This window comes from Microbacterium sp. KHB019 (genome assembly GCF_037285405.1).
Lineage (GTDB): Bacteria > Actinomycetota > Actinomycetes > Actinomycetales > Microbacteriaceae > Microbacterium.
Window position 1 is genome coordinate 650,574 of the sequence record NZ_JBBDHF010000001.1, and the last position, 13,314, is coordinate 663,887.

Here is a 13,314-nt window from a genome sequence, read left to right on the forward strand (position 1 = left end):
GCTCCCAGCGTATCGGTTTCGGCCCTGCCTGACCGCGCCGGATAGGCTCGCGTTCATGACCTGGCAGACCGAGGATTCCCGCGTCGTGTACGAGAATCCGTGGATCTCCGTTCGAGAGGACGCCGTGACCGGGCCTGCCGGCGACGGCATCTACGGCGTCGTGACCCTGCGCAACCCCGCCGTGTTCATCGTGGCTCTGGATGAGACCGACCGGGTCTGCCTCGTCACCCTCGACCGCTACACGGTGGGGCGATCCATCGAGGTCCCTGCCGGCGGCAGCGACGGCGAGGATCCGCTGACCGCCGCGCAGCGAGAGTTGCGCGAAGAGACCGGCCTGCAGGCTGAGCAGTGGACGCCGATCGGCACCATGAACGCCTTGAACGGAGTCACGGTCGCGCCGGAGCACGTGTTCCTCGCGCGCGGCCTGAGCGGCGCCGCCGCCGACGTGGAGGATGCCGAGGACGAAGGCATCGAAGAGGTGTCATGGGTGCCGTTCTCAGACGCGCTGGCCATGGTGGCCGACGGCCGCATCACCGACGGTGAGACCGTGGCTGCGCTGGCATACGCCGGCATCCATCTCGGACGATTCGTGTAACGGGGCAGCCCGCGGTTCAGACGCGCCCGCGGCGAGCGGCGCCTGCCGTGAGCGCCGACGGCAGCACGCGCGTCAGCGCCACGACCGCCTTGTAGCGGAGCGAAGGGACGGACACGGCCTTGCCGCGTGCGGCATCTCTGAGCCCTTGACGGACGACGTCCGGCGCGTTCAGCCACCCGATTGCGGGGATCCCCTCGTGACCCGGTGCGAGGCCCATCCGCTCATGGAAGGTCGTGTGCGTGAATCCTGGACACACCGCGGTCACCGTCACGCCGTCACGGGAGTACTCCGCGTTCGCCCATCGGCTGAAGCCGATCAGCCACTGCTTGCACGCCGAATAGGTCGACCTGGAGATGAATCCGGCGACGGATGCCACGTTGATGATCCGCCCGCCGCGACCGCGCATCGCGCCGAGCGCGGCGTGCATGAGCCGCATCGGCGCTTCGACGTGGATGCGAAGGTGCCGCACCTCGTCTTCGATGTCGTTGTCTGCGAAGTGCAGCGGGAGTCCGAATCCGGCGTTGTTCACGAGGACGTCGATCGGATGCTCCGTGTCACTGACGCGGGTCACGACGCTCTGCATCCCTTCCGCGGTCACCAGGTCTGCGGCGAGGACCTCGACGGCGATGCCGTTCGCTTCGCGGAGTTCCGCTGCCAACGCCTCGAGCGACCCGGCCGAGCGTGCGACGACGACGAGATCGGCACCGCGTGCGGCGAGCTGGCGTGCGAACTCAGCGCCGAGGCCGGCGCTCGCACCCGTGATCAGCGCGACGGGCATCAGCGCTCGTACCCCAGGAACCGGTAGCGGATGCCGCTGCGGGACGTTCGCCACTCCCCCTCGTCGACGAGCCGCCAACCCTCCTTCGAAGGTGCATAGGCGTCTCCGGCCACCTCGAGATCGAGCTCGGTGACCTCCAGTCGGTCGGCGTCGCCGATCACCTGGGCGAAGATCTCGGCCCCGCCGATGATCCACACCTTGTCGAGACCGCGGACGGCGGCGGGCAGATCCGCCGCGCGGCTGGCGCCTTTCGCCTCCCAGTCCTGCTGGCGCGTGATCACGATGTTCTCGCGGCCGGGCAGCGGGCGGAAGCGCTCGGGCAACGAGTCCCACGTTTTGCGCCCCATCACGACCGGGGCGGTGATCGTGACGTCCTTGAAGTGCGCCAGATCCTCCGGGACGTGCCACGGCATCCCGCCCTCTGCACCGATGACGCCGCCGGCGGCCTCGGCCCAGATGAGACCGACCCAGGTCATACGGCCACCGCCGCACGGATCGCGGGGTGGTGCTGGTAGTCCTCGATGACGAGATCGTCGTACGCGTAGTCGAAGATGGACTCCGGCTTCCGCGCGAACCGCAGCGTCGGGTACGGATATGCCTCACGCGAGAGCTGCTCCCGCACCTGGTCGACGTGGTTGTCGTACACGTGGCAGTCGCCGCCGGTCCAGACGAAGTCGCCGGGCTCGAGACCTGCCTGTTGGGCGATCATCATCGTCAGCAGCGCGTAGCTGGCGATGTTGAACGGCACGCCGAGGAACATGTCCGCGCTCCGCTGGTACAGCTGGCACGAGAGTCTGCCGTCCGCGACGTAGAACTGGAAGAGCGCGTGGCAGGGCGCGAGGGCCATGTCGGGGATGTCGGCGGGATTCCACGCCGAGACGATGAGGCGCCGGGAATCCGGTGTCGCGCCGATCTGCTCGACGACCTGGGACAGCTGGTCGATGTGACCGCCGTCCGGTGTCGGCCACGAACGCCACTGCACGCCGTACACCGGCCCGAGCTCGCCGTCGGCATCGGCCCACTCGTCCCAGATCGTGACGCCGTTCTCCTGCAGCCAGGACACGTTCGAGTCTCCGCGCAGGAACCAGAGCAGCTCGTAGGCGATCGACTTGAAATGCACGCGCTTGGTGGTGATGAGCGGGAAGCCCTGCGACAGGTCGAACCGGATCTGACGACCGAAGACACTGGTGGTGCCGGTTCCGGTGCGATCGTCCTTGTGCGTGCCGGTCTCGAGCACGTCTCGGAGCAGATCTTCGTACGGCGTGGGGACGGCTTCGCTCATGCCTCACACGATACCCGGCGTCCGTCATGAGCGGTCATATCCGCGCCCTGGTCCGCGTGGTCGCCCTATCCTCGGAGCATGTCCGTCACGACCGCGCTTCTGATCGCCGGCGCTCTCGTGGTGCTCACCGCCGTGGCCGGGATCGCGCTCCGCGCGCAGGACGGACGCACGCGCACCGGCGGCGGCGTCCTGGTCCGTGCCGACGACCTGCCCGGCGGGCTTCCTGCATCGGCCGCGCTCGTGCAGTTCAGCACCGAGCTGTGCGCGCGGTGCCCGCAGGTACGGCGCCTGCTCGGCGAGATCGCCGGAAATCGGAGCATCCCCCACCTCGAGGTGGACCTCACCACGCGCAGCGACCTCGCGACGAGATACCACGTCCTGCAGACACCGACGACGATCCTCATCGATGCATCCGGCAGAGTCGTGTCCCGCTGGGGAGGCGTTCCGGATCGACGGTCGATCGATGAGGCCGTCAGCGCTCTTGTCGGCGCTCCGTCGGCCCCCCTTCAGAATCAGGAGCAGTCATGACCGGTCCCGCTGGAATCGATCCGAGAGGCCCCCGCTTCGCCGCGACGATCACGTCCGTGCTGCTGCTCGCAGCCCTGGTGCTGAACCTCGTCGGCCTGTCGGAGGCGCCCAGGGCCCTCGGCCCCGGTTTCGTGCTGCTCCTCATCATCGCCCTGCTGTTCCTCTGGGGCGCGGCGTGGCCGCGCACGGCGCCCTGGGGGGCGATCTTCCGCCGGTTCGTCCGGCCACGGCTGTCGGCTCCCGCAGAGTTGGAAGACCCCCGGCCGCCGCGCTTCGCACAGGGCGTCGGACTCGCGGTTGTCGGCATCGGACTCGTCCTGCATCTGATCGGGGTTCCGTTGGCGCTCCCGATCGCAACCGGCGCCGCCTTCATCGCTGCCTTCCTCAACGCCGCCTTCTCGTTCTGCCTCGGATGCCAGATCTACCTGCTGCTGCAGCGTGCCGGGGTGGTCGGTCGCCGGGCTCCCGCGGTCTGAGCGCCGGTTCCCCGCAGGTCGCGTGGTCGATAGGCTGGCCGAACACCAGCCACGACCCCTGGAGGAATCATGCCCGTCACCAGCGAAGCAGCCACGACCTGGACCGGTTCTCTCACGGAGGGATCGGGAACCGTTCGATTCTCGTCGTCGAACCTCGGCACCTTCCCCATCGATTGGAAGTCGCGCAGCGAGGGCTCCGAGACGACCACCACGCCGGAAGAGCTCATCGCCGCAGCGCACGCATCGTGCTTCAGCATGGCGCTCTCGCACGCGCTGTCCGAGAACGGCACTCCGCCGGAGCGCGTCGACACCACGGCGTCGGTGACGTTCAAGCCGGGAACCGGAATCACCGGCAGCCACCTGAACGTGAATGCGAAGGTGCCAGGGCTCACGGCGGAGCAGTTCCAGGAGATCGCCGAGGGCGCGAAGACAGGGTGCCCGGTGTCTCAGGCGCTCTCAGGCATCGAGATCACCCTCGAGGCGACACTCGCCTGACCCTTCGACAGGCTCAGGGACCGATTCAGCGGACCTTCGCGAGCCTGATCGCCTCGCGGATGCTCGCGCGGGCGTCCTTGCGGCGCCCCGCGGCATCCTGCACCACACCGAGGCGGTAACGGGCTCGCCAGTCGGCCGCAGAAGCCTCAGCCTCGGCCGTGTAGCGCTGGACGAGCGGCTCGGCGTCCGACTTCGCCAGGCGCCCGCTCGGGCTCAGCTCCGTCTCCGCTGCCGGCATCCCGCCTTCGGCATCCAGCCGCGTGCCGAGCCGATCCGCGCTGATGCCGAACTGGATCTCGCGGACGAGGGCCCATGCTCCGATCAACGGCAGCACGATGAGCGCGACGCCCATGGCGATGCCGATGGGTTCGCCGCTGGTCAGGTACAGATACGACCACTGGCCGGTGAGGACGAAATAAAGGATCAGGCACAGCCCGACGACGATGACACCGGCTCTGGCCATCACGAGCGCGCCTGGATTCCGATGTCGATCATGTTCTCGAGGCCGACCACGACGCCGCGGGCCTCTGCGGCGTACGGCACAGCGAGGCGGATGCCGGGGGCATACGCCTGAGCGGACTCGACAGTGTCGTGCGTGATGATCAGAGACTCGCCGGGGCCGGAGAGGATCACATCCTGCCTGGCGATCACTCCTGGGCGTCGAAGGGAGTGCACCGGCACGCTCGCGACCTGCTGGCCACGGGCACGCTGGTCGGCGTGCGGCGCGCTGACGGGGCCCTGCTCTCCTCGAGCTGCGGCGATCAGCTCGGCCGTGCGCACGGCCGTGCCGCTCGGGGAGTCCACCTTCGTGTCCCGGTGCGCTTCGATGATCTCGGCGGAGGCGAAGAAGGGCGCAGCGGCGGCGGCCAGGGCTGAACCGAGCACGGAGCCGAGCGAGAAGTTCGGGATGAAGACGGCTCCGGTGCCGGCCGACTCGACAAGAGGACGCATCAACGCGATGCGCTCGGCCGACCATCCGGATGTTCCGACCAGAACGTTGATGCCGCGCTCGATGGCCGCACGGACGACGTCGACGCTCACCTGCGGAGTCGAGGCGTCGACGACGAGGTCGGCACCGTCGAGCTCACGGAGGTCGCTCGACGAGTTCAGCACCCGGGCGACGTCGAAGCCGTCGAGCTCGCCGATCACCTGATGGATGATCGTGCCGAGCTTGCCAGAGCCGCCGACGAGTGCAACCTGCTTGGTCATGCGACCAGTCTATTTGCGCTCAGACCGGCATGGCGTCCGGCAGGCCGGTGCGCAGCTCCATCGGGAGGTGGCTCAACTCGTTGTGGTTGACCAGGGTCCAGGGGCGCCCCTGTTTCTGCCCGATCACGGTGAGCCCGCAATGCGCCTGGTTGAGAGTCATCCAGCGCCAGTCCGGCGCGCCGAGGACCTCTCGGACGAACCACGCGATGACGAAGTTGTGCGTGATGAGGACTTCGTGGACGTCGCCCTGCTTGCGCACGAGGAACTCGTTGACGGCATCCGCCATCTGAGCGCTGCCCGCCTCGATCTCGGCGTCGGTGACCGAGCCGAAGAATGACTCGTACACCGCTGGGGTGTCCTCCGTCATGCCGGTCGGCACGCAGTCGAACAGGAGCGCTGAGGGCTCGGGCGTCACGGACGGGAGTCGCTCTGCGATCGCGCGAGCGGTCTCGGTTGCCCGCAGCAGCGGCGAATGCCAGACGGCGTCCAGCGGGAGCCCAGAGAGCCGATCGGCGATCAGCTCGGCTTGACGCTGCCCCCGCGGGGAGAGGGGTCCGTCGTCGACACCGTGCTCGGCATCCTGATGTTCACCATGTCTGACCAGATATATGTAGTGCGTCACAACCCGCTCGCTTCGTCGCCAGCCTTTACAGAGGCGATTCCACCTTAGCCGGAGTTCGGAGAGCCTCGGCTCGTGTCGATCAGTTGCCGGCGCGAGTGAGCTCGGCGACCTGGGTACGCGACAATGCGATCCCCGCGCCCTGCATGAGCTCGTCGACATGGTCGGTGGCGAACGTGTTCACGATCGGTGCCACGACACTGCGCTGCGCGAGAAGCCACGCGATGGACACCGCGGCGACGGGCGCCTCCACCTCGGCCGCGACCTGGTCGAGCGCGCGGAGGATCCGGATGCCTCGACGATTCAGGTGTCCACGCAGCTGCTCGCCCCGCACACCCCGGGACATGTGCGCCTTGCTGCGATGCCGTCCGGAGAGGAACCCGTGCTCGAGCGCATGCGACGGCGTCACGGCGAGGCTCTGAGCCCCGGCGACGAGCCGCAGGTCGCCCTCGAACGCCTCACGACGGACGAGGTTGTACGGCTCATCGAGCGCCTCGATGCGCGGGTACCCGGCCGATGCCAGGATCCGGGCCTCGACCAGCCGTTCCGGGGCGAGCCCGAAGGCCCCGACCGTGCCGACCTTGCCGGCATCGCGGAGCCACTCGACTGTGGCGAGAGTGTCTTCGAGGTTCGTGTCGCGGTCGAGCGTGGCATCCAGATAGATCACGTCGATGCGTTCGATACCGAGCCGCGTGAGGGATGCTTCCACGGCGCGCACGAGGTTGGTGGACCCCAGCCCCGGGTTGTCGGCGTGGGAGCCGATCCGCACGCTGAGCACGGTGCGGTCGCGCAGGCCGCGTGAGCGCAGCCACTGCCCGATGATGTGCTCGCTGCGACCGCCCGAGAACCCGTCAGCGGTGTGGATCGCGTTGCCGCCGAACTCCACGTAGCGGTCGAGGATCGCGTGGCTCGTCTCGAGATCGACGTTCCAGCCGAACTCCGCCGCCCCGAGCATGAGAGGGAAGATCTGAATGCCGCTCTCACCGAGCGAGATCCGGATGCTCTCCCCCACCCCCGGCCCGACCACCGGGATGGGTGCTGAGGGGTGCTGTGCCCCGGTCTGGGCACGTGCGGACTGAGCATCAGCGGTTCCTGCGCCGAACAATCCCATCCTCACCACCCCCGAGGTGCACACCCTGCGGGTGCGTACTCAAAGGGTAAGCGAGAACGGCGAAGGCGCCGTCCATTGGCGCTAACGAGAGAGGAACTTCCGATAACGTTTCGGTCACGTCAGGCAGAGAAACGGCCCGGATTCCGCACCTGACGGGTGGAATCCGGGCCGTTCTCGGATGACTTAAGCGTCTGCGGACCCGGTCTCAGCAGCGTCGCCCGCCGCCTCGGCCGGAGCGTCGTCGAGCACGGGCTCGAGCGAGAGCTTGCCGCGGTCGTCGATCTTGGTGATCTTGACGAGCAGCTTCTGGCCGACCGAGAGGACGTCGTCGACGTTCTCGACGCGCTTGCCACCGGCGAGCTTGCGCACCTCGGTGACGTGCAGCAGGCCGTCCTTGCCGGGCAGCAGCGAGATGAAGGCGCCGAACGAGGCGATCTTCACGACGGTGCCGAGGAACTGTTCGCCGACCTCCGGGTTGGTGGGGTTGGCGATCGCGTTCACCTGAGCACGAGCAGCCTCGGCCGAGGGGCCGTCGGTCGCGCCGATGTAGACGGTGCCGTCCTCCTCGATGGAGATCTGCGCGCCGGTCTCGTCCTGGATCGCGTTGATCGTCTTGCCCTTCGGGCCGATCAGCTCGCCGATCTTGTCGACCGGGATCTGAACGCTGATGACGCGAGGCGCGGTCGGCGCCATCTCGTCAGGAGCGTCGATGGCGGCGTTCAGGACGCTCAGGATCGTCAGACGTGCGTCCTTGGCCTGCGTCAGAGCGCCGGCGAGGACATCGGACGGGATGCCGTCGAGCTTCGTGTCGAGCTGGATGGCGGTGATGAACTCGCTCGTGCCTGCGACCTTGAAGTCCATGTCACCGAGGGCGTCCTCGGCTCCGAGGATGTCGGTCAGCGCGGCGTAACGGGTCTCGCCGTCGACCTCGTCGGAGACGAGGCCCATCGCGATGCCCGCGACGGCCGCACGCAGCGGCACACCGGCGTTCAGCAGCGACAGAGTAGACGCGCACACGGAGCCCATCGACGTCGAGCCGTTGGAGCTGAGAGCCTCAGACACCTGGCGGATCGCGTACGGGAACTCCTCACGGCTGGGCAGCACCGGCACGAGGGCGCGCTCGGCGAGGAAGCCGTGCCCGATCTCGCGACGCTTCGGCGACCCGACACGGCCGGTCTCACCGGTCGAGTAGGGCGGGAAGTTGTAGTGGTGCATGTAGCGCTTGCTCGTCGTCGGCGAAAGCGAGTCGATCTGCTGCTCCATCTTGAGCATGTTCAGCGTGGTGACGCCCATGATCTGGGTCTCACCGCGCTGGAAGATCGCCGAACCGTGAACGCGCGGGATGACCTGCACCTCTGCGTCGAGCGGACGGATGTCGGCGAGGCCACGGCCGTCCATGCGAACGCCCTCGGAGAGGATGCGTCCGCGGACGATGCCCTTGGTGACGGACTTGTACGCGCCGGAGACCTCGCCTGCGGCGGACTCGGGCAGCGTGCCTGCCTCGACGGCTGCGGCGACCTCGGCCTTGACACGGTCCTTGACCTCGTCATCGGCATTCTGACGCTCGACCTTGTCTGCGATCTGGTAGACCTTCTCGAGGTCTGCCGTCGCTGATGCGGCGATGAAGTCGTACGTGGCCTGCTCGTACGCCGGGAAGACCGGGTAGACACCAGGCTCCTTCGACGAGTGCGACGCCATCTCGGCCTGCGCCTCGACGAGCTGCTTCAGGAACGGCTTGGCGGCCTCGAGACCACCGGCGACGATGTCCTCGCTCGGCTTGACGGCGCCGCCCTTGATGAGGTTCCAGCTGTTCTCGGTGGCCTCGGCCTCGACCATCATGATCGCGACATCTTCGGTGCCGTCAGCCTTCTTGACCACGCGGCCGGCGACCATGAGGTCGAACACGGCCTCTTCGACCTGGGCCTGGTTCGGGAACGCGACCCACTGGTCGGCGTTCTCGCCGTGGCCGGGGATCAGCGCGAGGCGGACACCGGCGATCGGGCCGGAGAACGGCAGACCCGAAATCTGGGTCGACGCGGATGCCGCGTTGATGGCCAGTGCGTCGTAGTACTCGCCAGGGGCGATCGACAGGACGGTGATGACGATCTGGACCTCGTTGCGCAGGCCGTCGACGAACGACGGACGCAGCGGACGGTCGATCAGACGGCAGACGAGGATCGCCTCAGTCGAGGGACGACCCTCACGACGGAAGAACGAACCGGGGATCTTGCCCGCTGCGTACGAACGCTCTTCGACGTCGACGGTGAGCGGGAAGAAGTCGAAGCCTTCGCGCGGGTGCTTGCCGGCGCTGGTTGCGGAGAGAATCATCGTCTCTCCGTCGAGGTAAGCCGCAACCGAACCCTGTGCCTGCTGAGCGAGGCGACCGGTTTCGAAGCGGACAGTGCGAGTGCCGAAGCGGCCGTTGTCGAGAACGGCCTCGGCGGCAGTGATTTCAGGACCTTCCAAGAGGTCTCTCCTTCTTTGTTTAGACTCGTTCGTCCGTGTGACGACCGAGGTCATACGTACCCGTGCGCACAGCGCACGCGGATTGCGCACAGCAATCCAATGTCAGCCTATCAGCGCGAGGCCCGACTTCCCTGGCCTCGTCGAAGGTCCAGCCTCAACGGACCTCGACGTTGCGCATGCTGGACGAGCGTCCGATGTACACGTAGTCGTCGTGCTTGGCGACCCGCCCGTCGCCGGCGACCCGTCCGCGCATGCGGCGCCAGACCCACGGCAGGGCATGCTCACGCCACCAGGTCGCCTTCGTCGTGGCGTCGACCTCGTGCAGCACCGCATCGAGCGCTCCGAGGGTCTCGGCGTGCGGCACCCCGAGCAGATCACCGGCGCAGTACGCGAGGAAGCGATGTCCTCTGCTCCCGAGGTGCACCAGATCCTCGCCCCAGTTCGGACGCGCCGCAAGCGACGGATGCAGATCGGTGTCGAGCAGGATGGCGCCATGGCGCGCCGCAGTCTCGGCGAGCCGGACGGCGAACGCGGCGAACCGGGCGGAGAAGAGACCAGCGGCGCGGCGATCGGGAAGGAACGGCGTGACGAGCAGCACGTCGGCACCATCCTCGCGCAGCACCCGAACCGTCTCGTCGACACGTGCTGCGAGAGCAGGCACGTCCGCGTGGGACTTCACGAGGTCATTCGCCCCGATCAGGATCGACACCAGGTCGGGTCGGAGCTCACGTGCCCTGGCCAGCTGCTCGCCGTGCACGTCGCGCACGCGCCTGGAGCGCACGGCGAGGTTCGCGTAGTGGATGCCGCCGCGGGCGGAGAGCAGCAGAGCAAGACGATCCGCCCACCCGCGCAGCGCTCCGTCTGTTCCCGGATCGCACAGCCCCTCGGTGAGCGAATCGCCGAGAGCGACGTACCGCCGCCACTGACGCGTCTGCGCCGGCGTCGACGGCTCGGGCCGGCGCAGTCGCGGGGCGCGCAGGGAGCGATCGACGCGTTGGAGCTCCTGCGCCTGGTCGAAGTGCTCGAGCAGCTGATCGCACACGACGGTCCAGCTGCGCCCTTCGACTGCGGCGCGTCCAGCGGCACCGAAGGCGCGCCGCTTGCGCGCGTCACCGGCGAGATCGGTCACGCGCATGCGCAGATCCTCGAGGTCCCCCGGGCGGTACAGCCAGCCGTCGATGCCCATCCGAACGAGGTCGAGAGGTCCGCCACGACCGGTGGCGACGATGGGAACGCCGCTGGCGTGCGCCTCCTGCAGCGTCTGTCCGAACGTCTCGCTCTCGCCTGGATGCACGAAGATGTCGAACGACGCCAACGCAGTGGCGAGGCGGTCACCGTCGAGGTGGCCGAGGAACACGGCATCCGGCATGGCCGCCTGCAGGCGGGCGCGTGACGGACCGTCCCCGACGATGACGAGCCGGGTACCCGGCACGCCGTGCAGCACCCGGAGGTCCTCCACCTGCTTCTCGGCTGCGAGGCGGCCGACGTACCCGACGATCGCCTCGTCTCCGAGGCGCTGCCACCGCTCATCCCTGGCTCCGGGGTGGAATCGCTCGGCATCCACTCCTCGGCCCCACCGGCGGACGCGGTCGACGCCGAGAGCAGTGAGCTGCTGCTCCGACTCAGACGACGGAGCCAGTGTGAGCGTGGCACGGCGATGCAGTCGGGTGATGTGGTTCTGCGCGAAGTTCGTGGTGGCGGCGAGCCGGTAGCGCTCGGTGTAGGCGGCGACGTCGGTCTGGTACGCGGCGACGGCGGGGAGGTTCAGTCGGCCGGCGGCCAGAACGCCGCGCCAGCCGAGCGCGAACGGCGACGCCAGATGCACGACATCGGGCCGGAAGCGCGCCAGCGAGGATGCCACGCGCTGAGCGGTCACAGCTCCGACGCGGACATTGCGATACCCGGGCAGAGCCAGGCTGGTGACGGCTTCGATGGTCGCGCCGTGCATCGCGGTCGGGATGCCCGTGGCATCTGGGGCGATGACGTGAGCCTGATGGCCCGTGCGTTCGAGGTGTCGCAGGATCTGCAGCACAGATCCGGTCACCCCGTTCATGTGCGGCAGAAATGATTCGGTCACGATTGCGACTCTCACGATGTCAGGATGCCCCGCGACACGCGCCCGGCTGGGCCACGACAGCCCCTGACGCCGAGAGTTCACCGGTTGCACGACTTTCCTTCACCGGCTGTCCCCGCTTCCGTTTCCGTTCACCTCCGAAGCGCATCGTGAAGGCGTGATCCCCGACGTCCTCCTCGACGCCGTCCACGGCCCGTGGGCGCTGATCGCGATGACACTGCTCGTCCTCGGCGACGCGTTCTTCGTCGTCGTCCCCGGCGAGGTCGCCGTCACGGCTTTGGGGGCGCTGTCGATCGAGTCCGGTGCTCCCCCGCTGTGGGCGGTGGTGCTCTGCGCCACCGCTGCCGCAGCCTGCGGCGACATGCTCTGCTATGCGATCGGCCGGTGGGTCAGCCTCGAACGCTGGCGCTGGATGCGCGCCGCACGCGTGCAGCAGGCTCGCCGGTGGGCGCACGAGCGACTCCAGTCCGGCACTGCGGTGGTGCTCTTCACCGCACGATTCATTCCGTTCGCGCGTCTGGCCGTGAACCTGGTCGCCGGTGCGACACGTATCCCGATCCCCCGCTACTGCGCACTTGTCGTGCTCGCAGCGGCGGGCTGGGCGAGCTATCAGGCCGCTGTCGGAGCCCTGTTCGCCGCGATCCTGCCCGGCGGACCGATGGTCGCCATCTTCGTCTCCGTCGTCGTCGCGATCGTCATCGGCGCGCTGGTCGATCTGCTCATCCGGCGTCGCGATCGCGCACGAGCACGCTTTCGGTCATCGGTCCGGCCCGACTAGGCTGACCGCATGAGCACCGAAGAAGGCGCAGCGTCCCCCTCGGAGGACATGAAGCGCAAGTTCAAGGAAGCGCTCGAGAAGAAGAACGCTCACCACCGCGACGGCGAGTCGCATCTGGACGGCGACTCAGCCGTCCATTCGGTGAATGCTCCGCAGACGCGGCGCGAGTTCCGACGTAAGAGCGGTTGACCACCGAGAAGGCGCCGGCCCATTGGGGCCCGGCGCCTTCATTTCTCGGTCGGTGCGTCTGCGCGGATCACTCCCCTGCCAGCCCGCCGAGCAGATGGCCGAAGGACCGCCCGTCACCCAGGTAGTTGGCCGGATCGAACGGGTCGCTCGAGGTCGCCGCCTCCTTGCGCGAGATGGCCTCAGCGAGCTCCCGCGCACCCTTCTCGACGCGCCGGCTGAGCGGTGCCACGTCGTCGCCCGCGCCGCCCCAATCGCTGGATGCGGCGAAAACGCCGGTCGAGACGGTCTCGGCGTGGAGGTACGCGAACAGCGGACGAATCGCGTAGTCGATCGCCAGCGAGTGCCGCGGCGTGCCGGCGTTCGCGCCGATCAATACTGGTTTGCCGGTGAGAGCGTCGGGGTCCAGCACGTCGATGAACGACTTGAACAGCCCCGAATAGCTCGTCGAGAAGATCGGCGTCACCGCGATCAGGGCATCGGCGGAGTACACCGAATTGATCGCGGATTCCAGTGCGGCGGGCGCGAATCCGGTGAGCAGGTTGTTCGTGATGTCGTGCGCGAGGTCACGCAGCTCGATCACGTCGACGGTCGCCTGGATGTCGAGCTCCGCCAGCTGCTTCACGGTCTCACCTGCCAGTCGATCGGCCAGCATCCTGGTCGATGACGGGTTGGAGAGTCCTGCCGAGATGACGGCGATGCGACGCTCTGTCATGA

Annotated in this window: 16 protein-coding genes; 6 read left to right on the top strand and 10 right to left on the bottom strand. The window is 68.1% G+C overall.

Translation table 11 applies throughout. The features are described from left to right. The first annotated feature begins 55 nt into the window (after positions 1-55). On the top strand, positions 56-595 hold the full coding sequence (locus tag KHB019_RS03245; protein ID WP_230103400.1) for an NUDIX domain-containing protein: 540 nt from the start codon (positions 56-58) through the stop codon (positions 593-595). Between the two features lie 16 nt (positions 596-611). Here the strand turns inward: KHB019_RS03245 and KHB019_RS03250 are convergent, their stop codons facing one another. From KHB019_RS03250 to KHB019_RS03260, 3 genes are read right to left on the bottom strand one after another with little or no spacing between them, the layout of a single operon-like run. Continuing rightward, positions 612-1,373 (bottom strand): SDR family NAD(P)-dependent oxidoreductase, encoded by a 762-nt coding sequence (locus tag KHB019_RS03250; RefSeq protein ID WP_337458060.1) that lies wholly within the window; start codon positions 1,371-1,373, stop codon positions 612-614. Continuing rightward, positions 1,373-1,849 (bottom strand): dihydrofolate reductase, encoded by a 477-nt coding sequence (locus tag KHB019_RS03255; protein ID WP_230103402.1) that lies wholly within the window; start codon positions 1,847-1,849, stop codon positions 1,373-1,375. Before KHB019_RS03255 ends, KHB019_RS03250 begins: the two co-directional genes overlap by 1 nt. Continuing rightward, entirely contained in the window at positions 1,846-2,655 is an 810-nt protein-coding gene (locus KHB019_RS03260) for a thymidylate synthase (protein ID WP_337458061.1), read from the bottom strand. Before KHB019_RS03260 ends, KHB019_RS03255 begins: the two co-directional genes overlap by 4 nt. A 78-nt stretch (positions 2,656-2,733) precedes the next feature. Between KHB019_RS03260 and KHB019_RS03265 the strand changes: the two genes are divergently transcribed. The 3 genes from KHB019_RS03265 to KHB019_RS03275 all read left to right on the top strand — a co-directional run bounded on the left by KHB019_RS03265 (position 2,734) and on the right by KHB019_RS03275 (position 4,154). After that, the gene (locus KHB019_RS03265) at positions 2,734-3,183 is read left to right on the top strand and encodes a thioredoxin family protein (protein WP_230103404.1); all 450 of its coding nucleotides are present in this window, start codon (positions 2,734-2,736) and stop codon (positions 3,181-3,183) included. Beyond that, entirely contained in the window at positions 3,180-3,659 is a 480-nt protein-coding gene (locus KHB019_RS03270; RefSeq protein WP_230103405.1) for a DUF4395 domain-containing protein, read from the top strand. Before KHB019_RS03265 ends, KHB019_RS03270 begins: the two co-directional genes overlap by 4 nt. Before the next feature lie 69 nt (positions 3,660-3,728). Further along, entirely contained in the window at positions 3,729-4,154 is a 426-nt protein-coding gene (locus KHB019_RS03275; protein ID WP_325471444.1) for an OsmC family protein, read from the top strand. A gap of 25 nt (positions 4,155-4,179) precedes the next feature. Here KHB019_RS03275 and KHB019_RS03280 read toward each other — a convergent pair whose 3' ends face one another. From KHB019_RS03280 to KHB019_RS03305, 6 genes are all read right to left on the bottom strand, one after another. Then, positions 4,180-4,617 (bottom strand): hypothetical protein, encoded by a 438-nt coding sequence (locus KHB019_RS03280; RefSeq protein ID WP_230103407.1) that lies wholly within the window; start codon positions 4,615-4,617, stop codon positions 4,180-4,182. Further along, positions 4,617-5,363, bottom strand: coding sequence for a 4-hydroxy-tetrahydrodipicolinate reductase (gene dapB, locus KHB019_RS03285; RefSeq protein ID WP_325471443.1), 747 nt, complete (start codon positions 5,361-5,363; stop codon positions 4,617-4,619). The genes KHB019_RS03280 and dapB overlap by 1 nt, the downstream gene beginning before the upstream one ends. Before the next feature lie 19 nt (positions 5,364-5,382). Then, positions 5,383-5,985, bottom strand: coding sequence for a histidine phosphatase family protein (locus KHB019_RS03290; RefSeq protein ID WP_325471442.1), 603 nt, complete (start codon positions 5,983-5,985; stop codon positions 5,383-5,385). 79 nt (positions 5,986-6,064) lie between these two features. Continuing rightward, positions 6,065-7,093 (bottom strand): aldo/keto reductase, encoded by a 1,029-nt coding sequence (locus tag KHB019_RS03295; protein WP_230103410.1) that lies wholly within the window; start codon positions 7,091-7,093, stop codon positions 6,065-6,067. 183 nt (positions 7,094-7,276) lie between these two features. Continuing rightward, a complete protein-coding gene (locus tag KHB019_RS03300; RefSeq protein WP_337458062.1) occupies positions 7,277-9,559 on the bottom strand; it encodes a polyribonucleotide nucleotidyltransferase in 2,283 nt (760 codons plus the stop codon). 154 nt (positions 9,560-9,713) lie between these two features. Further along, on the bottom strand, positions 9,714-11,636 hold the full coding sequence (locus tag KHB019_RS03305; RefSeq protein ID WP_230103412.1) for a GDSL-type esterase/lipase family protein: 1,923 nt from the start codon (positions 11,634-11,636) through the stop codon (positions 9,714-9,716). 154 nt (positions 11,637-11,790) lie between these two features. On the opposite strand from KHB019_RS03305, the gene KHB019_RS03310 reads away from it, so the two are divergent. Then, the gene (locus tag KHB019_RS03310) at positions 11,791-12,411 is read left to right on the top strand and encodes a DedA family protein (protein ID WP_337458063.1); all 621 of its coding nucleotides are present in this window, start codon (positions 11,791-11,793) and stop codon (positions 12,409-12,411) included. Between the two features lie 9 nt (positions 12,412-12,420). Beyond that, positions 12,421-12,600 (top strand): DUF5302 domain-containing protein, encoded by a 180-nt coding sequence (locus KHB019_RS03315; protein WP_230103414.1) that lies wholly within the window; start codon positions 12,421-12,423, stop codon positions 12,598-12,600. 67 nt (positions 12,601-12,667) lie between these two features. On the opposite strand, the gene KHB019_RS03320 is transcribed toward KHB019_RS03315, so the two are convergent. Further along, positions 12,668-13,312, bottom strand: a complete 645-nt coding sequence (locus tag KHB019_RS03320; protein ID WP_230103415.1) for an FMN reductase — start codon at positions 13,310-13,312, stop codon at positions 12,668-12,670. Positions 13,313-13,314 lie beyond the last annotated feature (2 nt).

What these genes read in the sequence shown, in the direction of transcription:
- KHB019_RS03270 (WP_230103405.1), top strand. Translation starts at nt 3,180, where the DNA reads ATGACCGGTCCCGCTGGAATCGATCCGAGAGGCCCCCGCTTCGCCGCG.
- KHB019_RS03250 (WP_337458060.1), bottom strand. Translation starts at nt 1,373, where the DNA reads ATGCCCGTCGCGCTGATCACGGGTGCGAGCGCCGGCCTCGGCGCTGAG.
- KHB019_RS03260 (WP_337458061.1), bottom strand. Translation starts at nt 2,655, where the DNA reads ATGAGCGAAGCCGTCCCCACGCCGTACGAAGATCTGCTCCGAGACGTG.
- KHB019_RS03280 (WP_230103407.1), bottom strand. Translation starts at nt 4,617, where the DNA reads ATGGCCAGAGCCGGTGTCATCGTCGTCGGGCTGTGCCTGATCCTTTAT.
- KHB019_RS03315 (WP_230103414.1), top strand. Translation starts at nt 12,421, where the DNA reads ATGAGCACCGAAGAAGGCGCAGCGTCCCCCTCGGAGGACATGAAGCGC.
- KHB019_RS03295 (WP_230103410.1), bottom strand. Translation starts at nt 7,093, where the DNA reads ATGGGATTGTTCGGCGCAGGAACCGCTGATGCTCAGTCCGCACGTGCC.
- KHB019_RS03265 (WP_230103404.1), top strand. Translation starts at nt 2,734, where the DNA reads ATGTCCGTCACGACCGCGCTTCTGATCGCCGGCGCTCTCGTGGTGCTC.
- dapB (WP_325471443.1), bottom strand. Translation starts at nt 5,363, where the DNA reads ATGACCAAGCAGGTTGCACTCGTCGGCGGCTCTGGCAAGCTCGGCACG.
- KHB019_RS03245 (WP_230103400.1), top strand. Translation starts at nt 56, where the DNA reads ATGACCTGGCAGACCGAGGATTCCCGCGTCGTGTACGAGAATCCGTGG.
- KHB019_RS03255 (WP_230103402.1), bottom strand. Translation starts at nt 1,849, where the DNA reads ATGACCTGGGTCGGTCTCATCTGGGCCGAGGCCGCCGGCGGCGTCATC.
- KHB019_RS03320 (WP_230103415.1), bottom strand. Translation starts at nt 13,312, where the DNA reads ATGACAGAGCGTCGCATCGCCGTCATCTCGGCAGGACTCTCCAACCCG.
- KHB019_RS03275 (WP_325471444.1), top strand. Translation starts at nt 3,729, where the DNA reads ATGCCCGTCACCAGCGAAGCAGCCACGACCTGGACCGGTTCTCTCACG.